This is a genomic window from Prevotella fusca JCM 17724 (assembly GCF_001262015.1).
Lineage (GTDB): Bacteria > Bacteroidota > Bacteroidia > Bacteroidales > Bacteroidaceae > Prevotella > Prevotella fusca.
The window spans coordinates 1,061,420-1,087,133 of the sequence record NZ_CP012074.1 but is presented as its reverse complement, the minus strand read 5'-3'; the positions used below and the strand labels follow the sequence as shown (position 1 = coordinate 1,087,133).

Here is a 25,714-nt window from a genome sequence, read left to right as displayed (position 1 = left end):
GCTTGAAAGACACGTTTTTGATAATTGTTTTACTACCTTTGCAGTCTTAGGTAGAGGTTATGATGTTCTAAAGTATTAGTTGTCAGTATGAAGAGAATCCTATTTTTCCTTTTAATGTGTATGTTGCTGGTTGCTTGTGCAGATAAGCGTCAGGGGCAGATAGAGAAAGTTCTTTTTATGTTGAATAGAAGTGGAACATACTATGAAATGACAACTTCTAAAGGCAGGCGGTATTATCTGAACGTTGATAGTCTGTTGGACCATATTGATACGGCTTATATCAAAACATGCAAAGCTGCGATAGCACTTCCTGTTGTTCAGCCTCTTCTGGATTCATTGTGCAGTGACAAAGAGCTTTATGAGTTCACAGGCAGACGATATTCTCCTGTTGTTCGTCTCACTGCCACAGACGCCTTAATAAGGAGAAAGTATGCACATTTAGAACAGATATTGTTGTCAAACTATGCAGATACGACAATGATTAATGTCAGTGCAGACGATGTCGGGTGGGAAGAGCATACGGGTAGTGTGTTTTTACGTAATATTCAGTCGTGCAAAGGTAAGGTCGTCACCAACAGGGAGGATTCTTTGCGTAATGACTCTTTGGCACTCTTTACAGCGGGATTATCCAAGTATCAATATACAAAGAAACTATTGTTGAGACTGCCTCCAAAGGAAAGTTATTATGCAAGAATAAAGGAGATAGCTCTTAAAGAACGAACCTATCAGGCACTTAAGGCTTTGGCAGCCTTTCGCAGAGAAGGAGATAAAGCAATCTTATTGAATGCTTTGTCGCATTATGATAACGGGAATGAATCTTTTTATGGGGAAGATAATGAAGTAAACAATGCTTTGTTGGCAGTTGCTGTTTGGCCTTGTGAGGATTTCATCCCTTTGCTGAAACGTATCCGTGACTATGAGATTTACAAGAGTGAATGTAGTATGCCGCCACGTAACAAATATCTATTTGAGGCAGTAATGGCTTATGACAATCGGTGGGCATATAACTTTATTGACGAAACTCTTGACTTGTCCTTAAAGAAATTAAAGCAGGGACACAGTTCTGATAGTACGATGGCAACAGGCTTCCGGTCAGCAATGTTGTCTCATTATAACCCTCGCTTTGCAAGTCTATTAAAGAAATATCCTGGTGATGACTTCGAAGATGGCTACGAATAAATAGTTATAAACTCAACAACAAACGCCCTCGTTTCTCCGATTCCCTTGATAGGGACGGACAAACGAGGACGTTCGTTGTTTTGTTTACTTGTGTCGGTTGGCACGTTGCTGGCGGTACTTAGCCTTTTGCTTTGCACTGCCAGAGCCATGTGCACCAGTAATATACTTCTTTTTCTTGGCTTTGGTTTTCACCTTGCCGTCATCGGTTTTGGGCTTCGAAGAACCTCGGAAAACCATTCCGCTTTCGATAATATCATCTATTTCACTCATATACAATCTTTTTAATGATGGAATAAGCGAACGCCTGTAAATGCCATTGCGATGTTGTATTTGTCGCAAGTGTCAATAACATGGTCGTCACGAATACTTCCACCAGCCTGTGCAATATATTCTACGCCGCTCTTGTGCGCACGCTCAATGTTGTCGCCAAATGGGAAGAATGCGTCAGAACCGAGTGCAACACCCGTATTCTTGGCTATCCATTCCTTGCGTTCCTCACGTGTCAAAGGCTCTGGGCACTCTGTGAAGAACTGCTGCCATACACCATCCTGCAATACATCTTCGTATTCATCGGAGATGTATATGTTGATAGTGTTGTCTCTGTCAGCACGGCGGATATCCTTTTTAAATGGGAGGTTCATCACCTTTGGGCACTGGCGCAGCCACCATTCGTCAGCCTTGCTACCAGCCAAGCGAGTACAATGGATGCGGCTCTGCTGTCCTGCTCCAATACCAATCGCCTGTCCGTCCTTTACATAGCAGACAGAATTACTCTGTGTGTACTTCAAAGTAATCAATGAAATGATGAGGTCACGCTTAGCCTCCTCGGTGAATGTCTTGTTCTTTGTAGGCATATTCTCGAAGAGTGCCGGGTCGTCCAGCTTCACCTCATTGCGGCCCTGTTCAAATGTAATGCCAAAAACCTGCTTCTTCTCAATAGGTGCAGGAACATAGTTAGGGTCAACCTTGATAACATTGTATGCGCCCTTTCGCTTATCCTTCAGAATCTCCAAAGCCTCAGGGGTATAGTCAGGTGCAATCACACCGTCGCTGACCTCACGTTTGATGAGCAACGCAGTCTCCTTGTCGCAGATGTCGCTAAGAGCACAGAAGTCGCCATAAGAACACATACGGTCGGCTCCACGAGCACGTGCGTAGGCACTGGCAAGCGGTGTAAGCTCGAAGTCTACGTCATCGACAAAGTAAATCTTCTTGAGTGTATCACTCAAAGGGAGACCTACTGCAGCACCAGCTGGGCTGACATGCTTGAACGATGCAGCTGCAGGAAGACCCGTAGCGACCTTCAGCTCCTTTACGAGCTGCCAGCTGTTGAGCGCATCAAGAAAGTTAATGTAGCCGGGACGACCACTGAGAACTGTGATTGGGAGTTCGCCTTCCTCCATATAGATACGTGAAGGCTTTTGGTTTGGATTGCATCCGTACTTAAGTGCTAATTCTTTCATATAACTTATGTGGTATATGTAAATTGGTGCTGCAAAGATAAGGAAAAATAATGGAATATGCCGATATGCTTGTTGTTTTTAAGTAAATTAGCCGTGCAGGTTTGTTTCTTTTGAAGAAAAGCAGTACTTTTACACTCGAAAAGAAATAAACTGTGGAGTGTATAGGGCGGGTTTGCTGTTGGCTTAACTCCCCGTGAACTCCTCTAACTCCTTTAAATTCTTAAAGATATGCAAGCATTACACACAGACAAGGCACCTGCTGCCGTAGGTCCTTACAGTCAGGCTATCGAAGCCAATGGTTTCATCTTTGCATCTGGTTCGCTTCCTATTGACCCTGCTACCAATGCTTTTGTTGAAGGTGGTGTGAAAGAACAGACCCGCCAGTCACTTACCAATGCACGCAACGTGTTGGCTTCTGCAGGTGTAGACCTGTCTCAAGTGGTTAAGACGACGGTGTTCCTTTCAGATATGGAGAACTTCGCTGCGATGAATGAAGTTTATGCTGAGTTCTTCAAAGAGCCTTATCCTGCTCGTTCAGCTTTCGCTGTCAAGGCATTGCCAAAGGGTGCACTTGTTGAGATTGAGTGCATAGCTGTGAAGTAAACATAGGTGATAAGCCAGGCGGTCGGTTTTGTGTAGGCAGTCTTTCTGGCTGATAGAGCTAAACAGAAGAATCCCTTTATAATGGTAAGCGTGGTGCTTATGCCATTATAAAGGGATTCTTGTTTTATTGTGTTAATGTGGTGTGATGTTCGGATTCTATATTCGAAAACGCCTTTCACATTGTTTGTTTGCTTTGTTCTGCTGGTTACTTGTTGTTCAGCAACACCTTCTTGCCATTGATGATATACAACCCCTTGCGTGGATCCTGCACACGACGGCCGTGAAGGTCATAGACAATATCCTTGTTGTTTTTTGTTGCTACAGAACGAATACCTGCTGCAACGTCATTCTTGCCTTTATAGGCATTCTTGGTCTTGCTTTCTGGTTTATTATAAATTTCAAAAGTGAATTCTATCGTTCCATTGTCATAGATATAGTTGTTGCTACCAATTAGTGAGCCATGGAGTTGTATACTGTATGCTGTCCCTTTAGCATTGACGTAATCACCAGAAAGAGGATTGAAAGTGAATTTCCATCGTTTGTTCTCTGGTTGGTAGGTTACTGTAAGATTGTCAAATACAATATCCTCGAAAGTATATGTACCTAATTTGTAATCTTTCAGTATAAGTTTTGTATCATTAGCTGTTTTTTCAATCACTACATCAAATTTCTTCTGACTTTTAAATGCTGCTCCTCCGCCTGTAGCTACAGTTTCTGTTACGGCAGAACCTTTATAAGTGCCGTAAAGTTTATTGAAACTACTCTGTGCTTTTGCCGTAAATACTTGGAAAAGCAATGCTATTAAAAAGAGGACGGATTTGTTGTTTACAATGTTCATGTTTGCAGTTTTGTTGTAAAATTAATAATACTAATTATCTCTCTAATAAATATGTTGTACTCTGTTATCCTTAAAGTCTAATCATAAATTGAAGGCAGTTGCCATACACTCGGCAATCTCTTGAATATCAACCTGACTACAAAGATAATCATTTTAGTGTTATATATTATTTCTTTTAAACGACTTTCAACGCTATTTTTGATTATTTATGATTTTGCGGATAGCGTTCTCTATGTGTGTACTATCCTTATCGCATAAGTAGGGGGTGCTTGTGTGTTTCTGTCCGACACTTCGTGTGTGAAATGTTAATTAACAGTCGGGGCATTAAGAAAAGCCATTGGATATTACTTAATTATCTAATCTTTTATTACTTTTGCATCACGTTAGTATATGTTGAAAAATGAGGTATGAAAAAGAAGTTTAGGACCATTATTGAGGAGCTTGGGCAGAAGACGCATGTACGCAAAGAACTGGCTTCTGATTTGGAGAGATTGTCTGGTAGGTTAGCACTTCACCATATTCATTTGGAGTCAGCATCATTAAAGAAGTTGATTGGCTATTTCACGGGAAAGGAGAAACCGTCTAAGAAGACATTAGACAGGTTGGCTCTCTTTGCCGGCTTCCAGAACTGGAAGGATTTAAATGCTGCTTTGCATGGTGAGAGCGATGCAAAGCTGAATTATGAAGATTGAAAATCTGTAGATGTGAGGAGTGAGGAAAGCTGGTAAACAGTACATACGACTGCTCATTGAAGGCAGTGGGGGATGATTGTGGCGTTCCTTCTTCCAGACCCCATGCGAACGGTATCGGCTTTGTTTCTTATGTTTTAGCTGTGATTTTTCTTTACATAAATTATTGTATGGCATGGCTTGAAATATAAGAAACCGTGCTTGAAAACCGCATCTGCAACTATCAGCGCATCAGTGTGTTGTGAGATGGGGTAAGAAAAGGTGCTTGATTGTACTTCAATTAAGCCTTAGTAAGACTTCAATTAAGCATCTTTTAGACGCCAATCAAGGCTTAGTTGGGGTGCAATTAAGCGTCAGTAGCTTTTGTGTGTAATGAATTTTTATTACATTCTTTAAGAAAGTCCCACTTATGTTTTCGTGCTATTCTGTGAAACTGAATTGCGTTTGACAATCGTGGGCGTCATCAATATCTGTGAGGAGGGTTTCCTGCCACTGCAGATGCAGTCATAGAGTATCTTCATTGCTGTCTGCCCAATGCGGGTGATGGGCTGGCTGACACGGGTGATGGGTGGATTGAGAAAATCCATGTATTGATTGTTGTCAAAACTCACTAATGACATTTCTTCTGGGACACGGACATGCTGTTCTGTCAATGCCTGTACGGCACCAAGAAGAATGGTGGAACTCATGGCAAAGACGGCCGTGGGACGAGGCTGGTAGGTTATGCCAATGCGAGTCCCCACATATCCGTTCTCAACGGAGTAGGCATTACCCTTAACGTGGAGGTTACATTTTGCTCCGAAGTCCTTCACAGCCTGCTGGCATCCTCTGATACGTTCCTTTGAGGTAACGGATGCTGTTGAGCCTTGGATGCAAAGCACATCACGATGCCCCTGTTCCAGCAGATGCTTCATCATCTGGTAAGCACCATCATAATTATTGGTTGAGATATAGGAGATGGAGGAAGACGGGAAGTAACGGTCTGCCAGAATGAGTGGAATCTGTCGTGCCATATCTTCCAGATAGCCCGGATCATTTCCGCAAGGAACGAGGATTATACCGTCTACACCGCGTTTGATGGCATTCCGTACCTCACGTTCTTCCAGGTCGACATTCTCCTGCGTGTCCAGAATCATGACAGAGTAGTCATACTTCTGTGCCTCGGCAAGGGTGGCACTGGCAAGCTCTGCAAAGAAGGGATTACTTATCTGTGGAACAACAAGAGCGATACTACAGCTTAATTTGTTGCGCAAAGATTGCGCAACGGTTTTTGGCTTGAAGTTTTCCTGCTCGGCAACTGACATAATCAGTTTCTGTGCATCCATTGAAATCCTGTATTTATCGCCCTTTCCGCTCAATACACGTGATACGGTCGTCTTGGAATAGCCAACAATTTTTGCTAAATAAGCCAACGTAATTTTTCTCATTGTTCAACAGATTTTATGCTGCTAATTTACGATATTTTTTTGAAGAGTCAAAAAAGAAAGGCGAATCTTTGAAAAGAATAAAGGAAATATCTATTTTTGCAAAACCAACAGCATAACTAACCAAAAACAAGAATATGAATAATAAGAAGAAAATTGTCATTGTAGGCAGTGCCAATACCGATATGGTAATCAGTGCTGACCACTTCCCACTTCCAGGGGAAACGCTCATGGGAACAAACTTCATGACCAACTTTGGCGGTAAAGGAGCCAATCAGGCTGTTGCCGCAGCACGAATGGGAGGACAGACCATCTTTATAGGTAAGGTGGGAAATGACAACTTCGGAACTTCCATCATTTCCAATCTGGAATCGGAAGGTATTAATGTCAGCCACCTCTATACGACTCAAAAGACATCAACTGGTGTGGCGCTTATTACGACCATACCAAGCGGAGAGAACAGTATTATTGTAAATGCCGGGGCTAACGGACAACTGACAGCTGACGATGTGAGGGATTCCGAGGAGGTCATTGCCGAAGCCGGAACGGTACTCATGCAGCTGGAAACACCTGTTGCTGCCCTTACTGAGGCTGCAAAGCTGGGAAAGAAGCACGGAGCGTTTACGGTTCTCAACCCAGCCCCAGCATCTCCTCTGCCACATGAATTGCTGGAGAATATTGACCTGCTTATTCCCAATGAAACTGAAGCCAGCAGTATCTCGGGTGTCGAGATAAAGGATGAAAGTACAGCGATGGAAGCTATCAGTGTAATACAGGGAATGGGTGTAAAGAACGTCATCATTACCGTTGGGTCAAAAGGTGCTATTGCCAAAGTAGATGGCAAAATGATTATGGTTCCAGCCTTCAAGGTGAAAGCTATAGACACAACAGCAGCCGGTGATACCTTCTGTGGTGCGCTCTGTGTAGCCCTGTCAGAGGGGAAAGACATTGAAGCTGCTATCCGATTTGGCAACAAAGCCTCGTCTGTTTCGGTCACACGCAAAGGCGCACAGCTCTCTATTCCACAACGAAAGGAACTGGAAATGTAAGAAGAATAAAGGTAACTGTCAGGAAAGAAATATAAGATAAATAAGATAACTATCTGAAAATAAAACCTATTCATTATGTTTATTGTAAACAGCTATTCGTTAGCCATCATACTCTGCATCGTGACTATGTTCTGTTGGGGTTCATGGGGTAACACCCTGAAACTTGCAGGAAAGTCATGGCGTTATGAGCTTTACTACTGGGATTATGTCATCGGTATCTTCCTGTTTTCCATTATTATGGGACTTACCTTAGGCAGTTTTGGACAGCATGGACGTCCTTTCCTTGCTGATTTAGGACAGGTTTCAACAGCCGTTGTTGTATCAGCTGTCATTGGTGGTATAATCTTCAATGGTTCAAATATCCTCCTGTCTGCTTCCACAAGTATTGCAGGTATGTCCGTAGCCTTCCCCCTTGGTGTGGGTCTGGCATTGGTCTTGGGTGTATTCATCAACTACTTTGGTGCGCCAAAAGGTGACCCCACGCTTATCTTCTGTGGCGTCGGACTTATCATCATCGCACTTATACTCAATGGTCTGGCATCTGCCGGGAAAGGAAACAAGTCGACTGTTGACAAGCGGCGCAGCCGTAAAGGAATCCTCCTTGCCATGTTTTCAGGCGTTCTGATGTCCTTCTTCTATCGTTTCGTTGCTGCAGCGATGGACCTTGACAACTTCGTTTCACCAGAGCCGGGCAAAGCAACGCCTTATACAGCATTCTTCCTCTTCTCGCTCGGTATAGTGATAAGCAACCTCCTCTTCAATACCATTGCTATGCGTCGTCCAGTAGAAGGTGCGCCTGTAAGCTACAAGGAATACTTCAAAGGCTCAGTTTCTACACACAGTGTGGGCATCTTTGGTGGTGTTGTATGGGGCTTGGGAACGCTTCTCAGTTACATTGCGGCAGGCAAGGCGGGTGCAGCTATCTCCTACGCCTTGGGTCAGGGAGCTCCTATGATCGCAGCCCTGTGGGGCGTATTGATATGGCGGGAGTTCAAAGGTTGCGGCAAGTCTGTTACCCGACTGCTGGCTTTAATGTTCATCTTCTTCCTCACAGGATTAGCTTTTATCGTTGCAGCTGGAGGAAACTAAACAAGGAATATAACTTCATTTAAAATAACTTATCAAATTATTTAAAACATTACTATTATGAAGAAAAGTTTATTAATCAATGTCATCATGCTCTTTATCTGCATGACCGTAAATGCTCAGGATTACAAAAATCAGTCATTCATCCCAGAGGCAGACATGCCAGACGCAGGTATCTATCTTCCAGCACCTCCCGACACAGCATCTTTCCACTTTGATTATGACTTCCGTCAGTACTGGTGGGGTCGCAAGATGAGAGAGAATAAGGAACGTGCTGATCAGGCTAAGTTCGATGCATACTTTGATGTTGACTCAGTTCTCGTAGGCTTTGCGCCAGCTTTCGGTATGCTTATCACACCAGAGAAGACACCAGAAACTTACAAACTTATCTGCATGATTGGTATGGATGGTAACCATGCTGTAGACCGTGCAAAGGCAAAGTATATGCGTAAGCGTCCTTTCGCACAGTTCCATGAGCATACTCTCCAGCCACAGTTCGAAGCAGAGTTGATTAACAATGGTTCATACCCTTCTGGCCATACTTGCCGTGGATGGATCTTCGGTCTTACACTGACAGAGCTGAACCCGGCACGTGGCAATGAGATTATGACCCGCGCTTACGAATATGGTCAAAGCCGAGTTATCTGTGGTTATCATTATCAGAGCGATGTTGACGCAGGTCGCCTTTGCGCAAGTGTAGGCTATGCAGCCGTTCACGCATCAGAAGCTTTCCAGAAACAGATGGCAAAAGCCAAGAAGGAGATTGCTAATCTGTTGGGTACAAAGAAGAAATAAAAGCGCAGAATTACTTTGTCGGTTCAGAAAAAAGCAGTAACTTTGCACCGCTTTTCGGCGTAACCGCTGATCGTGGAAGAGTCATGGATTACGTTACGTTGGAACGACAAACAATATTTAATTAACAAAAAATGGATTTAATTAAAGTTGCTGAAGAAGCATTTGCAACCGGCAAACAGTTCCCAGAGTTCAAGGCTGGTGACACTATCACTGTCGCTTACAAAATCGTCGAGGGTAACAAGCATCGTATTCAGCTCTACCGTGGCGTAGTTATCAAGATTTCTGGTCATGGTGAGAAGAAGCGTTTCACTGTTCGTAAGATGTCTGGCACCGTAGGTGTTGAGCGTATCTTCCCATTGGAGTCACCAAACATCGATTCTATCGAGGTGAACAAGCATGGTAAGGTTCGTCGTACGAAACTCTACTACCTGCGCAAACTCACAGGTAAGGCTGCACGCATCAAGGAGAAAAGAACTGTTGCTGCTGCGAAGTAATCCCTTGGAAATCCAAGAAAATAAAAGTCCGGAACTTTTGGTTCCGGGCTTTTTTGTTATCTGTCAGGAAGGAAAGGCTTTCTTTTACGGAACTTGCAGAAGTCATGCTGCTCCCGTTCTCTCTCTCTTTGCAGGGAGGGTAAGGCTGAACTTTCTGTCTGCCTGGTGGTCGTAAAGCCCATGTTAAGAGCCGTTTTGTATGGAGAATCAGATGCTTTGTTCATATTTCCCCTATACCATCTTTTTCCTTACAGAAATGGACTTCTTCGTTTTTTTTTCTTACTTTTGCAAAACAATAATAATAATATAATATGTATAGGAAAACGATTTATCTATTTGGATTGTCCGTACTGCTCATGGCGACTGGATGTGCTTCGCATTATGAGTTATCGGGCATTCAGCGCACACGTGTGTTGGTTGACAGACGGTATGATGCAGCTCCCAGTGCTGAGGCTGCAAAGTTTATGGAACCCTTCAAGCATAAGGTTGACTCGGTGATGGGACCTGTTGTGGGCGAAGTAGACCACGATATGATGGCATACCGCCCGGAGAGCGACCTGTCAAACCTGCTGGCAGACATCATGGTATGGGCAGCACGTGACTATAATGAGAAAGTTGACTTTGGTGTTTACAATATGGGAGGCATTCGTGCAGCACTCTCAAAGGGTAAGGTTACATTTGGTGACGTGCTTGATATAGCACCTTTTGAGAACAAAATCTGCTTTGTGACGCTTACAGGCGAGAAAGTCCTGGAGCTGTTCTCGCAGATGGCACACACTGGTGGAGAGGCTGTCAGTCATGGCGTAGAGCTTGTGTTCACCCGTAACCATAAGCTGAAGTCAGCCCGTCTGCATGGTAAGGAAATCGACCCGAAGGCAACTTACCGCATCTCTACGCTTGATTATCTGGCGCAGGGCAATGACAAGATGGAGGCTTTCAAGTCAGCTACAGGCGTTGTGTCACCACAGGAGAGTAGCAATAATACACGTTTCATCATCATGAATTATTTTAAGGAACAGACGGCTCAAGGCAAGATAGTCAATGCACATAAAGAGGGACGTATCCGTGTGGAATAAACATTTAACGACTTAGAAAAATGAAAAGAAATATATTATTGATTACTTTCTGTCTCTTGGCAGTAGTCGCTTTCGGACAGAATAAGCAGCTGACAATCCTTCATACCAATGATACGCATAGTCAGATTTATCCGCTCAATCCTAACCTTGCCGATACGATGAAGGCTGGTCGTGGTGGTTTTGTGCGTCGAATTGCCATGCTCAAGGAAGAGCGTGCAAAGCAACCTGACCTGCTGCTCTTTGATAGTGGCGACTTCTCGCAGGGCTCACCTTATTATACAATGTTCAAGGGTGATGTCGAGGTGGGACTGATGAATCAGATGCACTATGATGCTGTTACGATTGGTAATCATGAGTTCGACTTCGGCCTGGACAATATGGTACGCCTTTTCAAGAAGGCTAACTTCCCAATTGTCTGTGCCAATTATGACTTCAAGGGTACAGAATTGGAGAAACTGGTTAAACCCTACATCATCTTGAAACGCAACGGACTGAAAATCGGTGTCTTCGGGCTTGGTCCAAAGTTGGACGGTCTGGTTGTGAAGAAGAACTACGGTCCTATTGTTTATAACGACCCTGTAGCTTGTGCGCAGAAGGTTATCAACGAGCTGAAAGCAAAGAAGTGTGACCTTATAATTTGTATCTCTCACCTTGGATGGAATATAGAAGGGGTCAGCGATGAGGAAGTTATGGCAGGCACGCGTGGTCTTGACCTTATTCTTGGCGGTCATTCACACACCTACTTCAATAAACTTGAGTATGTGAAAAACCTTGACGGCAAGATGATTGGTAATGACCAGAACGGCAAGCATGCCATTTTCGTAGGTAAGTTGGTGCTTGATTTAAAGAAGAAAAAGTAAGTCTTTCGTTCGACAGACCAATATAGAATTAATGTGGGCTGCATCAATAAGGTTGTCAGTGGCAATCTTATTGATGCAGCCCACAGTCTTTTATGTCCTTTGACAGGTTGCTGGGGAATACGAATATACGTATTGTACAGCGTTCTCATACTTGTAATGCAACCTGCTTGAGGATGATAGAAGAGATTGAAAGCAGTTCTTTTCAAATTATTTTCATGAAAATAAATATTTCTTTTCATGAAAATAAATATTTCTTTTCATGAAAATAAATTCTTTTATTCGTGAAAATAATTCGGAACTACAGGCTTTTTGATGTATAAGAAGCAATTCCAATAGTTGTAAAATGTGGTTTTTACAACTACTATTGGATGTCATTAAAGATGGTTGTGATGACCTTTATCTTATGTAAATCTGTCCAGACTTCTTGTTGTCCTTCGCCTTCTTCGTCTCTTCCTGATGTTTTTGAACGATAGGCTTCAAGTACTTCTTTGATTTGGTTGTAATTCTGACGATACCACCGGTACGTGGATAGAACAGCCTTGTGAGGTCACTGTTCTTGATTACATCTACACTGATGATGTCCTTCTGGTCAATATCATTGATACTCTGAACCTCAACACCATCTACAAGATATACAGGAATGTTCAGGCTATCTTGCTTTTCTTCTGTTTGTGCACTCATATTCAAACTTGCTGCCAGTGCGATGATTAGGATGATAGATTTTCTCATGCGTTGTGTAGTTTTTGGTTTTGTAATGCTGCAAAGATACTAATTTTATCTTAAAATCCATGTGAGCTTGGAGTTCAACTTCAAATTCACATGGATTTTAGTTGTTTCTGTAAATACTTTCCTTGGTCTTTCCTTAGTCTGTGGTTGTTGTTTTAAGGGTTATTCAAAGTAGAAAGTGAGGGCAATCATCTTTGCACGTGTTTCGTTGACAGAGTTGGTGTACATAAGCATGTTCTTGTCACGAAGGTTCTTGGCGTGGTTCTTGTCGAGGCTGTTAGTAAGGCTATACATGAACTTCAGCTCTGGACGCAGTTTGAAATAAGGGAGGTAGAAGTCGCATCCGAGTCCCACCTCTAAGAACACATCACTCCGCTTCAGCTTGATGTAATCATTATCCTTGCCCGAAAGGTTGAGCATAGGGTTGATGCCCAGCATCACATAAGGACGATGGTTGTTGAAGCGTGGGGCAGCAGCAATGAGGTCGAAGGCGCAGGAAACGTATGCCGTTTTCAGTTCCTGTACCTGTTCGGTAGGTTCTCCTTGTATTGTGCGGTCAGTCAGATTGTGGAAAGTAAGGTGGCGTGTGCCGAAGTACATGGCTGGAGCCATGCGCAACTGAAAGGTTGAATTGAGGCGCAATTCACCCAATACACCTACAGTAAATCCTGCATCCCAACGGTCTTGGTCGGCAGAAACGACTTTCTGAACCGGTCCGTTACCATCATCAAGGTCGATTATCTGTGGTCCTACGTTGTTGAGTTCCATGTCTTGCAGATGTGTACCGACGAGTACACCGAAATGAAACTCACGCAAATCCGTGTAGGGGCGGTTCTGTACTCTTCGCTCCTGTGCGTGGCATGAAAGTACGGCAGTCAATAGGGTGAGGGAGATTAATATTCTTTTCATATCATTCTTCAAACGTATTTCTCCTGGTTTTATTGTTTATATTATTGAAGTTGTCGTCTATCTTTTTAGGCTTATCATTCTTTTTAGGTAGGCGTTAATTAGAAATTTTTTATTTAAAATAGAGGATAAATAGCTTTCTCTTAGTAAGGGCATTGTTTGTGTAATTGACAAGCTGTCTGTCTTTTATATTGCTTTTTGATTCGTTTTTTTTATTTTTATGCCGTCTAAATATTTGTAATTTTTATTATTAAGTTTAGGTATTCAAGAAATTATTTCTAACTTTGCATCATCAAATTTAGGTATCAAGCCTGTTTGTAGTACAAGAACATTATTAACATTATAAATTATTTATATTATGGCTTACGTAATTAGCAATGACTGTATCGCTTGCGGTACATGTATCGATGAGTGTCCAGTAGAGGCAATCTCTGAGGGCGACATCTATAAGATTGATGCAGATGCATGCACAGAGTGTGGTACTTGTGCATCAGTTTGTCCTAACGAGGCTATCAGCCTCCCATAAGGTTCAAACCTGTTACTGATTAAATTCACGAGGCGAGTCGAGAGACTCGCCTTTTTGTTTGGCTGACAGGTGGCTTTAGTCAGGTCGTATGCTCACGGGGAAGGGGGGTGATAGTGGCAGAGCCACGTGTTGTTTTTGGAAAAAGAAAAAAAGGAGTTGCGGTAAAACCACAACTCCTTTTAATTTAAATGTAGCGGGACGGGGCTACGATCCCCGGACCTCCGGATTATGAATCCGACGCTCTAACCAACTGAGCTATCCCGCCATCCGTCTGACTTTCGTTCTTGAAAGCGGGTGCAAAGGTATGAAGAAAAAGTCATACTCGCAAATATTAAGTCACTTTTTTAACGGATATTCAATAAAAAGTTTTATATTTGCATCCGTTAGAAGGGGGAGAAGAGGCTGTTGTACAAGCTGTAGAACCGCATGGCAGATGGCTTTCTGAGCCTTGGTGGGAACTTCCTGTTTGTGCAAAACAAAACGGTGGAGACAATAAAACGGGGGCTATACCCGTTTTAGATGTATCATCCTGTTTAAGCTAAGCGGAAGAAGGCTGATGCAGAACGCTGCTCCTTTCTGAAACAATTGATGCCTTCTGTCGGTATTATGCAATGGGGAATGGCTACGCTAAACGGGCTTGGCAGAATTGCAACTAACGGCTATTTGTATGGTAGCTTATGCCTGTTTACAATGCAAGATAATTATTAAAATGTATCTAATTGAAAATAAAGAAGTTGCGTTATTTGTGCAACTAAGCTGGTAACGATTTAGAAACGAGCGAGCTACTTGGCTTCGCTGTTTTCTGCCTAACAAAGAACGCTTGTTATTCTGTTTGCAAAGATAATACTTTGTTACCGAATAACAAGCGTTCTTGATGAGATATCCTTCTTTCTGCATTTTTTCTTAGGCGTGAGTTATAATCCTCTTCCACGTTTTTTCTTTCTGTTGGCTTGGTTCCTGAGCTTGCGCTGCCACGCTGTTTCAGCATAGTCATTGCCCTGTGTGGATGGTGTAATCAAATCGCCTAACCCTTCCACAACTTCATCGGCTGCACTAACAATGGTGTCTGCCACTGCACCAATGGAGTTCTGCGCTCGTGGAGTATCATTGTCTCGTAAGACAGTGAAACGGCTTTTGGGTACAAGCTGATAACCTGTATCAGGCTGTTCTTTCTTTTCAGTTGCCTCCTGCATTGCTTGGTGTGGTTTCTTTGGTTCTTTCCTGTTGGTTGGTTCAAAGTTTTTCTGCAGGGAACGGTAGCCGAACTCTCTGCCGATTTCGGAAGCTTTGAATGTCTGGCCACAGTAGGAGAACTTCAAACCATAGACTTTTCCCTGTTTGTTCTTCATGCGCTCTATGATAATGTTGTTCTTGTTCAATTCGTAGAGAAACATGGAGTGCCCTGATATGCCACCGCCTTTATATTTATCCAACAAGGCATAACAGATTTGCTGTACTTCTTTCTTTGTTTGCTCTCTCTTAGGATTGGCTTTTGCTTTCTGATGCTTCCTTTCCGCCCTGACCTCCTTTGCAATGGTCAAGCCTTTCGAGCGACTTATTTCCTCCGCCACTCTTGCTGCCCTGTTGCTTACAAAAGTGGTGTCATAGACCTCCCCATACAGGCTGATGCGGTTGGCAATGATATGGATATGCCTGTTATCGGTGTCCTTGTGCGTTACTGCTACCCATTGGTGGTTGTCAAGTCCCATTTGTTTGGCAAACAGATGGGCTATCCGCATGAGTTCAGATACGGGTAGTTTCTTCTCATCCTGAGGTGCTATACCGATTTCAATGCGGAGGAACTTGTTTCTGCATCGTGTGTTGTAATCGCTGACCACTTTCATTTCCTCGTAGATAGCCTTCGGTTCCCTGCTGCAAAGATTGTGAAAGGCAAGCCGACTACCGAGCTTGCCCTCTCTGAAAATATAGTCTAAAGCCGTGCTTCCGTGCGCTATCGCCTTACACTTTCCTATCATTCTCCATCAAATTTAAGAGTTTAATTGCCCTTTCCTCAATGTGGTATTTGGGATTGAAGAAACGCTTAAATGCCTCCCTTGCCAGATAGGAAAGACTTTGAGTAATCAGTACCCATGCATCATCCTTTACCTTGATAAGATTGGAAATATGTGAGAAGAAGTAGGCCGTTCGTCTGAGTAGTTCGATGGCTTCCCTTTCATTGTCGGTCATCTTAGGGACAGCTCTCACTTCTCCATTAAGAAGTATCTCACGACAGTAGTCTGAGAACTTTCTTCCTGTACTTTCCGCCTTTGACTTGATGCGTTGCTTTTCCTCTAAGGTACACCTTACCTTGATGAACTCAGTCTTTTTCATCAGCTGTTCTTTCTTCTCCTGCTGCTGCCATCGGGCAGTCTTGCTATTGTATCTGTTCATATAAAAGTCCTCTTTTCGTTATTGCTTAATTTCTGATGGCTGACCGATGAGAACGGAGTGATTACGGTCTAATCTCCCCGATAACCGAACGAGGGGAGCAAGCGCAGTTTGTGGGTACAAACTGACGTCTTGCAATGTCAGCTAACGTTCCGTTTACGCATAAAGCGTTTTGCCGTCCAAAAATGAATGCTATGCATTCAGAAGATTAACTGTGTTCGTGGCATTCCCACCGTTCAATGTGTTCAGTAAAAATCTGTTGTTGGTACTACCCTAAAACGGTCGAGGATTTTGAGTGAAAGGGACATCCTTTTACTCGATAGTCCTTGACCGTTTTTCTGTTGTTTACAGCTTCCTCCATTTTTCTATATCCTCACCGTATTCCTCCAAATGGATACGCACAAGGTTTTCGATGAAGCTCGAGACATTGGCTCCTTTATCTCCCAATCTACGGACAATGAAGTCCGCACGTTCCTGTGTTTCCCTGCTCAGATAGACCGCCTTTCTCTCACTTAGCTTTGTTGGAACAAGGAACGCCTGCCTGTATGCGTCAAGTGTCTCTTTTCTCATCTTGGCACTGATGCGTCGTTGAATAGTTGCATGCTCTGTATGCAGTACAGGCTCGGATGGCGTGGCATGCTCTATGGCATGTCCTGTTTCTTGTTGTTTTTGCTCTTGAATATTTTTCATTCCCCTCGCCCGAAATTTAGCGGCGGTTTGTTCGTTTGAACTTTTAGCCGGGCTTACGCCAAAAGTTTCTCCTATGAAACGATCTATTTCTTCCATGTTTCTTCTTTCCTTTTTCATCACTCTATCTTATTTTAAGTTTGACTTGTTTTATTTTGTTGCTTGTATTTTGAGATTTCTCCTGCCCACGGACACGTCTGACGTGAAAATCGTTGAGATCTTTGAAGTCTCCATAATACACAGCCATATCTTCTACCTTAAAACCTGTGTTTACAAATTCCTGCACAGCTTTTCGCCCTGCATCGTCATTGTCAAGAAAAGTACGAACTGAGGTTATATCTCTTTTGTTCAGGTAGTGAATACTTCTTGCTACATTACTTACGGAATTCATCACAAGGCATTGGTTGGTTACTTCCTCTTTCATTGAAAGAAAAGAGAGAAAGTCCATAAATCCCTCGAACAAACAGACAGGCTGTTCCATGTCCTCAAATATCGGAGTGATGTCTTTCGGAGCAATCGTTCCCTTGAACGTATTGTTGTCCCGAAGTTCATAACCACCCGAAGAATTGGCAAAGCCGATGGCTTCATATCTTCTTCCCCTTACCTCGTAACTGATACATTTAAGAAAGGGTGTTGCCTTTTCCAAATCAATGCAGCGTTCCTTTTTGAGATACTCCTGCAAATGCGGTGGCAAGGTGTCTGATAGGCATATCAGTCTCCTTGTTCCGCTTGCCGTTACATCCTCTCTTTGATTTGGACTAATGGATATTTCTCTTTTTGGAGAATTGGAGCTGTACGCTGTATGCTCTAAAGCGTTCTGTCCCAAACGGCAGATGGCTTCCGAGAGCGTGCAGCCTTCCAAGTGCATACAAAGGTCAATAATGCTTCCGCCCCTGCCTTCGGCATAGTCTATCCAAAGGTTCTTTTCCGTGTCCACCTTGAAACTCGGATGAGTTTCCTCCCTGAGTGGTGAGCGATACATGACATAGGTAGATGTTTTACGGACAGGCCTAATGCCTTTCCTTTCAAGATACTCTACGATGGGGTATCGCTTGATTGCCGATAAATCTTCTTCTTTCATTGCTTTGATACTTTAATGGGTTGAATGATAATTATTTATGTTTGTCTGTTTTTATGGTTTTACCTTTTCCAAAGTTTTCCCCCTCCAAACTTTTTCATCTTTCTTCTTACTACATACTATTTTGTGATAAGTGATTGATAATCAGTATTACTTTGTAGTATAAGACAATACTACACATTCTACTACATTTGGCTACTACAAGTTTGAAGGAGCGGGCAGGGCAAGATTTTCCTAATCTTGTAGACATAGATGGGGCTACCACCGTTTCTTCGTTTGCTCACCTTTATGTATCCTGCTTTCTTCAAGGCTTCACCCATACGCTTGGCAACAAGTAGCTGGTGAGTATAAATACCCAAATAAGTGAGTATCTCCGTAGTGGTCATTAACGAATAACTTTCATTCTCCGTTGGCTTTTCAAAACAACGCAACAAAAGCTCCATCTCTGCAGTCTGTACTTGAAAGTCCTCACTCTCTCTGTATAGTTCGGCAATCTCATCATCATCAAACCAATAGCGAAAACCTGACTTTAACAGGGCTTTGGCTTCCGCATAAACATTGTTCATCGAGATCGCTTTTGCTCTCTCAATATCTATGGAAAGCACTTCAAAGGGCAGGAAGCGTCTGCTTCCTGTAGGGTCTGTAAGAAAGTCATTGCCGTTCACTGATGCCACAAAGCTTGCCAAGTGGGGATGCTCTTCTACATACTTGTCGTAGGGCATGCGGTACTTGACCATCGGGCAGGTAATAAGGTTCTTTAGTTCGTTCTCATCCCGTTTGTTGAGGGCTTTGAGCTGGTCGTCGATGTTCACTATGAGGTTCTGTCCTATATAGGTGAGCGTGTCCTTCTCCTGCGGATATATCTTGCCTGTGTAGCTATAGCCATGCAATGCAGGTGGGCAGAGCAAATCCAAGAATGTAGTTTTGAACTTGCCCTGCTCGCCCGTCAGCACAAGGCAGGTGTGGTTACGGCACTCACGGTCGTCCATTGCGTTGGCGACGACCGCCACAAGCCATTTGGTAAGATACGGCAACCATTTGTTAGAATTACGGACAACAACGCAGCTTGCCAAATCGGAAATTGCTTTCGGTGAAAAAGAAGGCACATTACTATCCCTACAACCAGCATCATCACAGCTACTGCTATCACCTATATCTATCAATGGCAACCCTTTTAAATACTCCTGCACAGGATTGATGCGCGGAGAAAAACTGCTCTCGATGATAGAGTAGAGATTATCGGAAGAAGTTACGATGCCTTCATCGCAATCAAGTTCCCTGCGGAGCGTATTGATTTCATAACGACCGACTTTTGTAAATATGCCGCTGTTCCTACTTCGGTATTCGGTTCTACCCAATACTGTATTGTATCTGAACTCGTAGTGTGTGGAGAGGTAGTTTTCTATCTCTGCGTTCTTGGATGAGCTACCCCTGCGATGAGGATTTCTTCTGTTGTCTATGTTGCCTGCATCTGCGTTCTTTTTCATTATTCCCTTGAATTGGTTTCCAAGAGTGAAGTTAGGGTGAGAATGCGTAACTTCCAAGCATTCAGAGCCTTCTTGCATAATGTTGCGCTCGTCCGCTGCAAAATTCTTAGGAGAACAGGCTGTCAAGAAGGGTATTTATAGCCTCATTAAGCAAAAAATGGATGACAGGAAAGATAGGTTAGCAGAAATACGGATGTCGTTGTTTGCTCTCAGATGCACTCTTTTGCTTTGATTGTCTTATTAGCCTTATTTGTATAGTGGCAAAAGTATCAATCTGTCTCTTTTGTCCTTGTCATAGTGCCACAAGCTGCCACTTGAATGAAAAGTGATGGAATAAGAAATGCCCGATATTAATTTTGCATAAGACAAGCTGCGCTCGGCAAAGGATAAGTGAACTTTCCTCTGCACTCGCTTGGATTGTCTTTGCAATAAAAGAAAAAAGACGGGGCAGGAAAACGCAAATGCGAACCGATGAAACGGATTGCTCTTTTCCCGATTGTTCCCGATACTTCCCTGCTGTTCCCCACGGCTTTGAGAGATGTACGTACGCCATTATCTTTGCCGATGGAAACTGGAAAGACCTGAAACAACAAACAATAACAATATAAAATTATGAACTATTACATCATTACAGAAACTAATTGGGCAAAGCTTCGGGATGAAATCTTGAGCCTTGCAGAATGCTGCCACAAGGCATTCGGAGAGAAGAGTAAGCACACGGACTGGCTGCACAACGGGGATGTGTGCCGACTGCTGAACATCAGCAAACGCACCTTGCAGCATTATCGTGATACGCGTGTGCTGCCGTTTACGCAAATCGGACACAAGTGCTATTACAAGCGCGAGGATGTGGAAGCATTGCTTCTTACGAAATCGGACAAACCTAAAAACAGACAGATATGATGGAAACAGCAAGAGACTTGAACATGGAGACGGACGAGATGCAGCTGGTTGTCTCAGCGTTGAGAGGTGTAGGAAAACGGATTGTGGAAGTGGCGCAGACGCACAAACCACTCTTTGCAGGCGAACTTTTCCTCACAGGAAAGGAAGTGTGCGAGCGGCTGTATATCAGTCCTCGTACCTTGCAGGACTACCGCGATAGGAGAATCATTCCCTACACGCAGTTTGCAGGAAAGATACTCTACAAGGCTTCGGACTTGGAGAAGATGCTGGAGGAGAATTATCAGGGTAGTCAGACAGGATAAAGGCAATAAGCGTATATTGGTGAATGGACAACGGCACTTGAGCAGAGATATATCTGTTTCAAGTGCCGTTCGTTTATTGGTAAGTTCTTCGTTTAATCATTTTTCTATTCTGCGGTAAACTGTTGTCCTTTATATTCTTCTTTAAACTCCGTAACCGTCTGTCCTGTTTGTTTTTTGAAGAAACGCATTAAATGTCCCGGCTCCGAGAAATTGAATTCGTATGCCAATTCACTGGTAGTTTTATCAGTGAATAGTATTTCATTCTTGATTTCTGCAAGCAGACGTTGTTTCAGCAGATGTACGGCCGTTTGCCCATATTGTGCCTGTACAGAAGCATTCAATGTGATGCGGCTGATGTTCAGCATGGCTGCATAGTCGGCCACTTGCTGGTATTGGCGAATATGCTTCTCTAAGAGTTGTTTGAACTCAAAGGCATGGTGGTTCTTGGGGGCATCAAAAGGCAGATGGTATTGAGCAGAATACCTACGATTAAGGGTCATGAGCAGATAATGAAGCAAGGATACGATGATGTGATAGCTGTCGGCAAGAGGATGGTTGAGTTCTTCTTTTATCCGCACAAGCAAACGCTCGTATTCTTGTTGTTCCATAGCTGTAGCCGACAGATAGGGTGGGAAATCTGTTTGGTAGCAATAAAGCAAACGATAAGTAAAGAAAGGATCGGCAAGATAAGTTGAAAGAAAATCATCACGGAAAATAAGGAAACGATAATCCGTTTGGCTTTCATCAATGTGCCACTCCTGATGGATGTGCGGCGAAAGTATCAGCACCGTATTGTCTTTCAACGCGATATGTTGAAAGCCATAACGCAGCCACCCGGATGCTTTCCTGAAGAAAAACAACTCGAAGAAGTTGGTTTTGAAAGACGGATACTCCATCAATACGCCCCGCAAACGCTCGTGCGTATCGGTATTGATGTTGAAGTCTACACCACATTCCGTTTTGCAGAAAGGAACTTGTGTAAGTTCTTGGGGATGACTCTCTAATTTCATGCAACAAATGTACGAATAATTAATGGCTTATCAAAATGGTAGAGCATATATTATTAATGGTAGAATGTGTCTTTGTTTTATGCACTACCTTTGCACTCGTAATCAAAACAAATAGCATTATGAAAGAAATTAAAATTGTAGAAAAAGGTGAGAACTTCACCACGGTGAACGTAGGTAAGTTGAATGAAATTAAGGAATATGAGTTGGCTATGGGCAATTTCTCTATCCCGGGAAAGATGTTTGCCGGACATGCACTACAAGCAACAGGCGCAGAATTGTCTTTCCAAAGTCTTGCAGCTGGGCAGGATTATGGCACACGCCATACCCATAAAACCCACGAAGAGCTTTATTTCATTCTTAAAGGTGAAGGCATTTTCGATGTAGACGGCAAACGATTTCCCGTTTCAGAAGGAAGCATCGTGAGAATTGCGCCCAATGGCAAACGTGCTTTCAAGAACACAGGCAGCAGCGAAATGCTCGTGCTTTGCGTACAATATAAGGCAAATTCGTTCTCTGATGATGATGAACCACTGAAGGATGGTATTATGCTGGAAGCCAATGTTAAACTTTAATTTTAATAAACAATGAATATCCAACAAGTAAGAAACGCAACGATAATCGTTGAATATGGGGGAAAGAAAATTCTGATCGACCCCATGTTGGGAAAGAAAGGCTGCATGCCTCCTTTCCCCTTTAGTAGAAATCAACATCTGCGCAACCCACTTCATGAACTACCTTTTCCTGTAGAAGAGATGCTAAAAGGTGTAGATGCGGTGTTGCTTACCCATCTACACGATGACCATATCGATGAGGCGGCCTATGAAATGATGCCTAAAGATATGCGATTTTTTGTGCAAGACGAAAACAATCGGCAGGTGGTGATGTCGCATGGATTTAATCATGTGGAAGTTGTCGGCGACAATACAAGGATTGGGGAAGTGAGCATACAAAAGGCCGAAAGCCAGCATGGTAATTTCATCATGAAGTATCCTGCCGGACATACAGCGGGTTATGTATTCACTCATCCACAAGAAAAGACGCTCTATCACGCCGGAGATACCATCTGGTATGCTGGTGTGAAGCGCAATTTGAAGCGTTTTCGCCCCGAGGTTATCACCCTTAATGCTGGTGGCAATGGCTTTCGCTTGGGTGGACGCGTTATTATGAACGATGAAGATGTGGTAAAAGTTGCTGCAGCTGCACCTGATGCAAAGTTATTTGTGACGCATCTTGAAGGCGTGAACCACAATAGCGTGACGCGTGAAATGGTGAGAAAGCGTGCGGAAGTGGCAGGAATTTTAGACCGCGTCTTTATTCCTGAAGACGGTGAAACGGTAGAGGATTTATAAAGAATAAAGGAAGATATATGGCAAAAACACTCATTGGAACGAAAGAGGTGCGTGGTATCATGACCAAGTCCAACCTCCCTGTTGGTGGCTATTCGGTGAATCCATACGTGGGGTGCACCCATGCTTGCAAGTATTGTTACGCCTCATTCATGAAGCGCTTCACAGGACATAAAGAAGAATGGGGCACTTTCTTAGACGTGAAGCATTGGCCTGCAATCAAGAATCCGAAGAAATATGCCGGACAACGCGTGGTTATTGGATCAGTGACCGATGGGTATAATCCCGAAGAAGCAACGTTCCGCAGGACACGTAAACTGCTTGAAGAGCTCAAAGACAGCGATGCAGAAATACTCATTTGTACAAAGAGCGACCTCGTGTTGCGCGACCTTGACCTGCTCCGGCAAATGAAGAAAGTCACCGTATCGTGGTCAGTCAACACGCTTGATGAGACATTTCGTGCCGACATGGACAAGGCCGTGAGCATAGAGCGGCGCATCGCAGCCATGCGAAAGGTCTACGAGGCGGGCATCCGAACCATTTGTTTTGTGTCGCCCATCTTCCCTGGCATCACCAATTTCAAAGCTATTTTTCATGAAGTGAAAGATATTTGCGACCTCTTTTGGCTTGAGAACCTCAATCTGCGGGGTGGTTTTAAGGCTAACATTATGGGTTATATCAAATCATACTATCCCCATTTGTTCCCACTTTATGAAGAAATCTATTTGCATAAAGACCGAACATATTGGAAGCAATTAGAGCAAGAGGCCGCGGAAATGGCGCAGGAGGCTCAATGTAAGTATGTGGATAATGAATTGCCTTACGAACGAAGTCCCAAAGGACATCCCTCGATAGTGAATTATCTTTATCACGAAGAAATCAGAGGGTCAGGAAATACGGGTAAAAGGAATGTTATGCAATAAAACAGATGCGTATCTCTACTGTTGATAGACTACTTGGAGAATAACTACTTATAAGGCTTTCGGTATACTTGAAGGCCTCAAAAACATAGTTGTGTGTAGTTAGACGATAGTAATAACCATTCCTACTTTCTGACTACAATACCAACCCTTTCCTTTCACCGTATTACCTTTCCTTGTAGTTATGTAGTAAGATAATATCGGTGAAAGAGAAAAGCATATCAATTGATACAGCCACTTCCATATAGGAATATCTGCTCCATCACAGATGCAGGACGTTGTAACTCTTGGCAGATGTATTTCCTGAAGAAGTATGCTTCCATGCTGTCCAATTGATAAGACAAAGCGATGATGATTGAAAGCGGATAAAGCGGAGCATAACCTTGTAGCCGTCCGTTCACGAATACTTCCAACTCTCCTGTATCCCTTTCATCGGGACGTAGGGAAGATACTTTTAGTAGTTGCTGCAGACGATAATTGAGTTTCCTCCATGTTACACAGAAGAATTCTACCAATTCGCTCTCTGTCATGGCGATTTCGCCTTTGCCTTTGCGAATGATTTGCATATTGTCGCCCCACTCGAAATAACTGCGGTCTCCTTTTGTTTGATGGTAATTGACTTTCATACGGTTTCCCCCATTGTTTCCTCCTTTTGATGTTTCCTTATCAGTCTGTCCATATCCTCCGAAATCTTATTGTCCGTCACCTGCGCATATATCTGTGTGCTTGATATAGAGGCGTGCCCCATCATCTTGGCAATGCTTTCGATAGGTATTCCTGCACTTAAACTCATCGTGCCGAACGTGTGCCTTGCCATGTGGTAGGACAACCGTTCTCTGATACCGCAAGCCTTGCCCACGATGCTCAGCTTTGCACTCATCACGCTACGGCTGCAAGCACAGTGAAAGATAAAGTCGTCGCCTTTTCCTTTCACCGTCTGTATTTCTTTCATGCTCGGTCGTTCTTTCTTGCATTGATTGATGATGGTCTCTGCTATCGGGTGCAGGGGCACAATAAACTCCATCTTTGTTTTCTGCCGTTCCTTTCTAATATATTTCTGTCCGTCTGCTGACATTTGGATATGTCCAAATTGCAAATGTTCCATATCAGCAATAGCCAAACCTGTAAAACAGGCAAAGACAAACAGCCGTCTTGCTTGTTCTGCTTCCTTATCAAGTACTCTCAATGCCATAAGTTTAGATACTTCGCTCTTTTGCAAAAAGCGTATCTTCTGTTCCCCTTTCTCATACTTGGCATTCTCAAAGGGATTGCAACGGATGATTCTTTGACTGACCGCATGGTACATCAGCCTACTCAACCAACAAAGATAGCGATTCATGGTTGCTGTTGCCAAGCCTCGTTTTTTCAGATAGAAACGGTATTCTTCAAACAAGTCTTCCTGTATAGTGGCTATGACTATATCCGTCATTCCCTTATCCTTTACAAACTCCGTAAGTAACTTATCTGAATAGAGAAGATTCTGATAGGTTCCCTCAGCTCTCGATTTGCCCACGCACTCTTTAACGGATTGCAGTGCGGCTTTGCTCATGGCAAGAAGTGTTGTCGGCGTAGCGGCTACTCCCTGCAAACGGTTCTTGAGCACTTCCACACTTACCACCCCGTCATTTATCAGAATATCCTGATAGGTCTTTTCTACAAGTTCCTTAAACTCGCCAATTCTTTGATTGGTCTTCTTGTCGGTTGTCAGTCCTTTCCTGCTGTTCCACTCGGAGGATTTGCACTGCTCGCCTGTGGTAATGGCGGTACTCTTTCCGTCTATGGTGATACGGCAGAGAATGGCGGTCTTGCCGTCTGCCTTTATTTTCTGTCTGTTGATGTAAAACAATATCTTGAATGTACTTCTCATAAAAAATCTTGG

The 25,714-nt window shown here is 43.3% G+C and carries 29 protein-coding genes and 1 tRNA gene; 15 read left to right on the top strand and 15 right to left on the bottom strand.

Translation table 11 applies throughout. From position 1 onward, the window contains the following. The first annotated feature begins 177 nt into the window (after positions 1–177). Positions 178–1,179: a hypothetical protein gene (locus ADJ77_RS04475; RefSeq protein ID WP_234398027.1), complete on the top strand. Its 1,002-nt coding sequence runs from the start codon at positions 178–180 to the stop codon at positions 1,177–1,179. A gap of 84 nt (positions 1,180–1,263) precedes the next feature. On the opposite strand, the gene ADJ77_RS04470 is transcribed toward ADJ77_RS04475, so the two are convergent. Both ADJ77_RS04470 and ADJ77_RS04465 read right to left on the bottom strand, forming a co-directional pair. Then, on the bottom strand, positions 1,264–1,449 hold the full coding sequence (locus ADJ77_RS04470; RefSeq protein WP_025077505.1) for a hypothetical protein: 186 nt from the start codon (positions 1,447–1,449) through the stop codon (positions 1,264–1,266). Between the two features lie 11 nt (positions 1,450–1,460). Then, the gene (locus ADJ77_RS04465; RefSeq protein WP_025077506.1) at positions 1,461–2,642 is read right to left on the bottom strand and encodes a phosphoribosylaminoimidazolecarboxamide formyltransferase; all 1,182 of its coding nucleotides are present in this window, start codon (positions 2,640–2,642) and stop codon (positions 1,461–1,463) included. Positions 2,643–2,870: 228 nt separating this feature from the next. Between ADJ77_RS04465 and ADJ77_RS04460 the strand changes: the two genes are divergently transcribed. Further along, a complete protein-coding gene (locus ADJ77_RS04460; protein WP_025077507.1) occupies positions 2,871–3,245 on the top strand; it encodes a RidA family protein in 375 nt (124 codons plus the stop codon). Positions 3,246–3,450: 205 nt separating this feature from the next. Here the strand turns inward: ADJ77_RS04460 and ADJ77_RS04455 are convergent, their stop codons facing one another. After that, positions 3,451–4,083, bottom strand: coding sequence for a hypothetical protein (locus ADJ77_RS04455; RefSeq protein ID WP_025077508.1), 633 nt, complete (start codon positions 4,081–4,083; stop codon positions 3,451–3,453). Between the two features lie 407 nt (positions 4,084–4,490). Here ADJ77_RS04455 and ADJ77_RS04450 point away from each other — a divergent pair, with 407 nt between their 5' ends. Then, a complete protein-coding gene (locus ADJ77_RS04450; RefSeq protein WP_025077509.1) occupies positions 4,491–4,775 on the top strand; it encodes a hypothetical protein in 285 nt (94 codons plus the stop codon). A gap of 404 nt (positions 4,776–5,179) precedes the next feature. Here ADJ77_RS04450 and ADJ77_RS04445 read toward each other — a convergent pair whose 3' ends face one another. Next, positions 5,180–6,199 (bottom strand): LacI family DNA-binding transcriptional regulator, encoded by a 1,020-nt coding sequence (locus tag ADJ77_RS04445; RefSeq protein WP_025077510.1) that lies wholly within the window; start codon positions 6,197–6,199, stop codon positions 5,180–5,182. A 134-nt stretch (positions 6,200–6,333) separates the two neighbouring features. Between ADJ77_RS04445 and rbsK the strand changes: the two genes are divergently transcribed. The 6 genes from rbsK (at position 6,334) to ADJ77_RS04415 (ending at position 11,556) form a co-directional block, all read left to right on the top strand. After that, entirely contained in the window at positions 6,334–7,245 is a 912-nt protein-coding gene (rbsK, locus tag ADJ77_RS04440) for a ribokinase (protein WP_050696071.1), read from the top strand. Between the two features lie 75 nt (positions 7,246–7,320). Beyond that, positions 7,321–8,334, top strand: coding sequence for a GRP family sugar transporter (locus ADJ77_RS04435; RefSeq protein WP_050696070.1), 1,014 nt, complete (start codon positions 7,321–7,323; stop codon positions 8,332–8,334). Between the two features lie 57 nt (positions 8,335–8,391). Further along, positions 8,392–9,126, top strand: a complete 735-nt coding sequence (locus ADJ77_RS04430) for an acid phosphatase (RefSeq protein WP_050696069.1) — start codon at positions 8,392–8,394, stop codon at positions 9,124–9,126. Between the two features lie 131 nt (positions 9,127–9,257). Continuing rightward, positions 9,258–9,620, top strand: a complete 363-nt coding sequence (gene rplS, locus ADJ77_RS04425; RefSeq protein ID WP_025077511.1) for a 50S ribosomal protein L19 — start codon at positions 9,258–9,260, stop codon at positions 9,618–9,620. 311 nt (positions 9,621–9,931) lie between these two features. After that, positions 9,932–10,696 (top strand): 5'-nucleotidase C-terminal domain-containing protein, encoded by a 765-nt coding sequence (locus ADJ77_RS04420; protein WP_025077512.1) that lies wholly within the window; start codon positions 9,932–9,934, stop codon positions 10,694–10,696. Between the two features lie 20 nt (positions 10,697–10,716). Then, positions 10,717–11,556: a bifunctional metallophosphatase/5'-nucleotidase gene (locus ADJ77_RS04415; RefSeq protein WP_025077513.1), complete on the top strand. Its 840-nt coding sequence runs from the start codon at positions 10,717–10,719 to the stop codon at positions 11,554–11,556. A 396-nt stretch (positions 11,557–11,952) separates the two neighbouring features. Here ADJ77_RS04415 and ADJ77_RS04410 read toward each other — a convergent pair whose 3' ends face one another. Then, the gene (locus ADJ77_RS04410) at positions 11,953–12,285 is read right to left on the bottom strand and encodes a hypothetical protein (RefSeq protein ID WP_025077514.1); all 333 of its coding nucleotides are present in this window, start codon (positions 12,283–12,285) and stop codon (positions 11,953–11,955) included. Positions 12,286–12,444: 159 nt separating this feature from the next. Further along, positions 12,445–13,191, bottom strand: coding sequence for a type IX secretion/gliding motility protein PorT/SprT (gene porT / locus ADJ77_RS04405; RefSeq protein ID WP_050696068.1), 747 nt, complete (start codon positions 13,189–13,191; stop codon positions 12,445–12,447). 355 nt (positions 13,192–13,546) lie between these two features. Between porT and ADJ77_RS04400 the strand changes: the two genes are divergently transcribed. Then, a complete protein-coding gene (locus tag ADJ77_RS04400; protein ID WP_025077515.1) occupies positions 13,547–13,714 on the top strand; it encodes a DUF362 domain-containing protein in 168 nt (55 codons plus the stop codon). A 191-nt stretch (positions 13,715–13,905) separates the two neighbouring features. On the opposite strand, the gene ADJ77_RS04395 is transcribed toward ADJ77_RS04400, so the two are convergent. The 6 genes from ADJ77_RS04395 to ADJ77_RS04370 all read right to left on the bottom strand — a co-directional run bounded on the left by ADJ77_RS04395 (position 13,906) and on the right by ADJ77_RS04370 (position 19,489). Next, positions 13,906–13,979 (bottom strand) — tRNA-Met (locus ADJ77_RS04395). A 649-nt stretch (positions 13,980–14,628) separates the two neighbouring features. Beyond that, the gene (locus ADJ77_RS04390; protein ID WP_025077516.1) at positions 14,629–15,690 is read right to left on the bottom strand and encodes a relaxase/mobilization nuclease domain-containing protein; all 1,062 of its coding nucleotides are present in this window, start codon (positions 15,688–15,690) and stop codon (positions 14,629–14,631) included. Beyond that, the gene (locus ADJ77_RS04385) at positions 15,674–16,105 is read right to left on the bottom strand and encodes a plasmid mobilization protein (RefSeq protein ID WP_025077517.1); all 432 of its coding nucleotides are present in this window, start codon (positions 16,103–16,105) and stop codon (positions 15,674–15,676) included. The genes ADJ77_RS04390 and ADJ77_RS04385 overlap by 17 nt, the downstream gene beginning before the upstream one ends. 342 nt (positions 16,106–16,447) lie before the next feature. Beyond that, on the bottom strand, positions 16,448–16,909 hold the full coding sequence (locus tag ADJ77_RS04380; RefSeq protein WP_025077518.1) for a DUF3408 domain-containing protein: 462 nt from the start codon (positions 16,907–16,909) through the stop codon (positions 16,448–16,450). 4 nt (positions 16,910–16,913) lie between these two features. Then, entirely contained in the window at positions 16,914–17,870 is a 957-nt protein-coding gene (locus ADJ77_RS04375; protein ID WP_025077519.1) for a toprim domain-containing protein, read from the bottom strand. A 182-nt stretch (positions 17,871–18,052) separates the two neighbouring features. After that, positions 18,053–19,489 carry a VapE domain-containing protein gene (locus ADJ77_RS04370; protein ID WP_025077520.1) on the bottom strand — a complete coding sequence of 479 codons (1,437 nt, stop codon included), beginning with the start codon at positions 19,487–19,489 and terminating at the stop codon, positions 18,053–18,055. Between the two features lie 477 nt (positions 19,490–19,966). Between ADJ77_RS04370 and ADJ77_RS04365 the strand changes: the two genes are divergently transcribed. Further along, positions 19,967–20,257, top strand: a complete 291-nt coding sequence (locus tag ADJ77_RS04365) for a helix-turn-helix domain-containing protein (protein WP_025077521.1) — start codon at positions 19,967–19,969, stop codon at positions 20,255–20,257. Then, positions 20,254–20,559, top strand: coding sequence for a helix-turn-helix domain-containing protein (locus ADJ77_RS04360; protein ID WP_025077522.1), 306 nt, complete (start codon positions 20,254–20,256; stop codon positions 20,557–20,559). Before ADJ77_RS04365 ends, ADJ77_RS04360 begins: the two co-directional genes overlap by 4 nt. A gap of 104 nt (positions 20,560–20,663) precedes the next feature. Here the strand turns inward: ADJ77_RS04360 and ADJ77_RS04355 are convergent, their stop codons facing one another. Next, positions 20,664–21,569 carry a helix-turn-helix domain-containing protein gene (locus ADJ77_RS04355; RefSeq protein WP_007367849.1) on the bottom strand — a complete coding sequence of 302 codons (906 nt, stop codon included), beginning with the start codon at positions 21,567–21,569 and terminating at the stop codon, positions 20,664–20,666. A 119-nt stretch (positions 21,570–21,688) separates the two neighbouring features. On the opposite strand from ADJ77_RS04355, the gene ADJ77_RS04350 reads away from it, so the two are divergent. Genes ADJ77_RS04350 through ADJ77_RS04340 form a run of 3 tightly spaced genes read left to right on the top strand, consistent with a single transcriptional unit; the run spans position 21,689 to position 23,838 of the window. Continuing rightward, entirely contained in the window at positions 21,689–22,141 is a 453-nt protein-coding gene (locus ADJ77_RS04350; protein ID WP_004384417.1) for a cupin domain-containing protein, read from the top strand. A 12-nt stretch (positions 22,142–22,153) separates the two neighbouring features. After that, the gene (locus ADJ77_RS04345; RefSeq protein WP_004384415.1) at positions 22,154–22,918 is read left to right on the top strand and encodes an MBL fold metallo-hydrolase; all 765 of its coding nucleotides are present in this window, start codon (positions 22,154–22,156) and stop codon (positions 22,916–22,918) included. Between the two features lie 17 nt (positions 22,919–22,935). After that, positions 22,936–23,838, top strand: a complete 903-nt coding sequence (locus ADJ77_RS04340; protein ID WP_025077523.1) for a radical SAM mobile pair protein B — start codon at positions 22,936–22,938, stop codon at positions 23,836–23,838. A 218-nt stretch (positions 23,839–24,056) separates the two neighbouring features. Here ADJ77_RS04340 and ADJ77_RS04335 read toward each other — a convergent pair whose 3' ends face one another. Further along, positions 24,057–24,461 (bottom strand): hypothetical protein, encoded by a 405-nt coding sequence (locus tag ADJ77_RS04335; protein WP_025077524.1) that lies wholly within the window; start codon positions 24,459–24,461, stop codon positions 24,057–24,059. Further along, positions 24,458–25,702 (bottom strand): site-specific integrase, encoded by a 1,245-nt coding sequence (locus ADJ77_RS04330; protein ID WP_025077525.1) that lies wholly within the window; start codon positions 25,700–25,702, stop codon positions 24,458–24,460. Before ADJ77_RS04330 ends, ADJ77_RS04335 begins: the two co-directional genes overlap by 4 nt. Between the last annotated feature and the right edge of the window lie 12 nt (positions 25,703–25,714).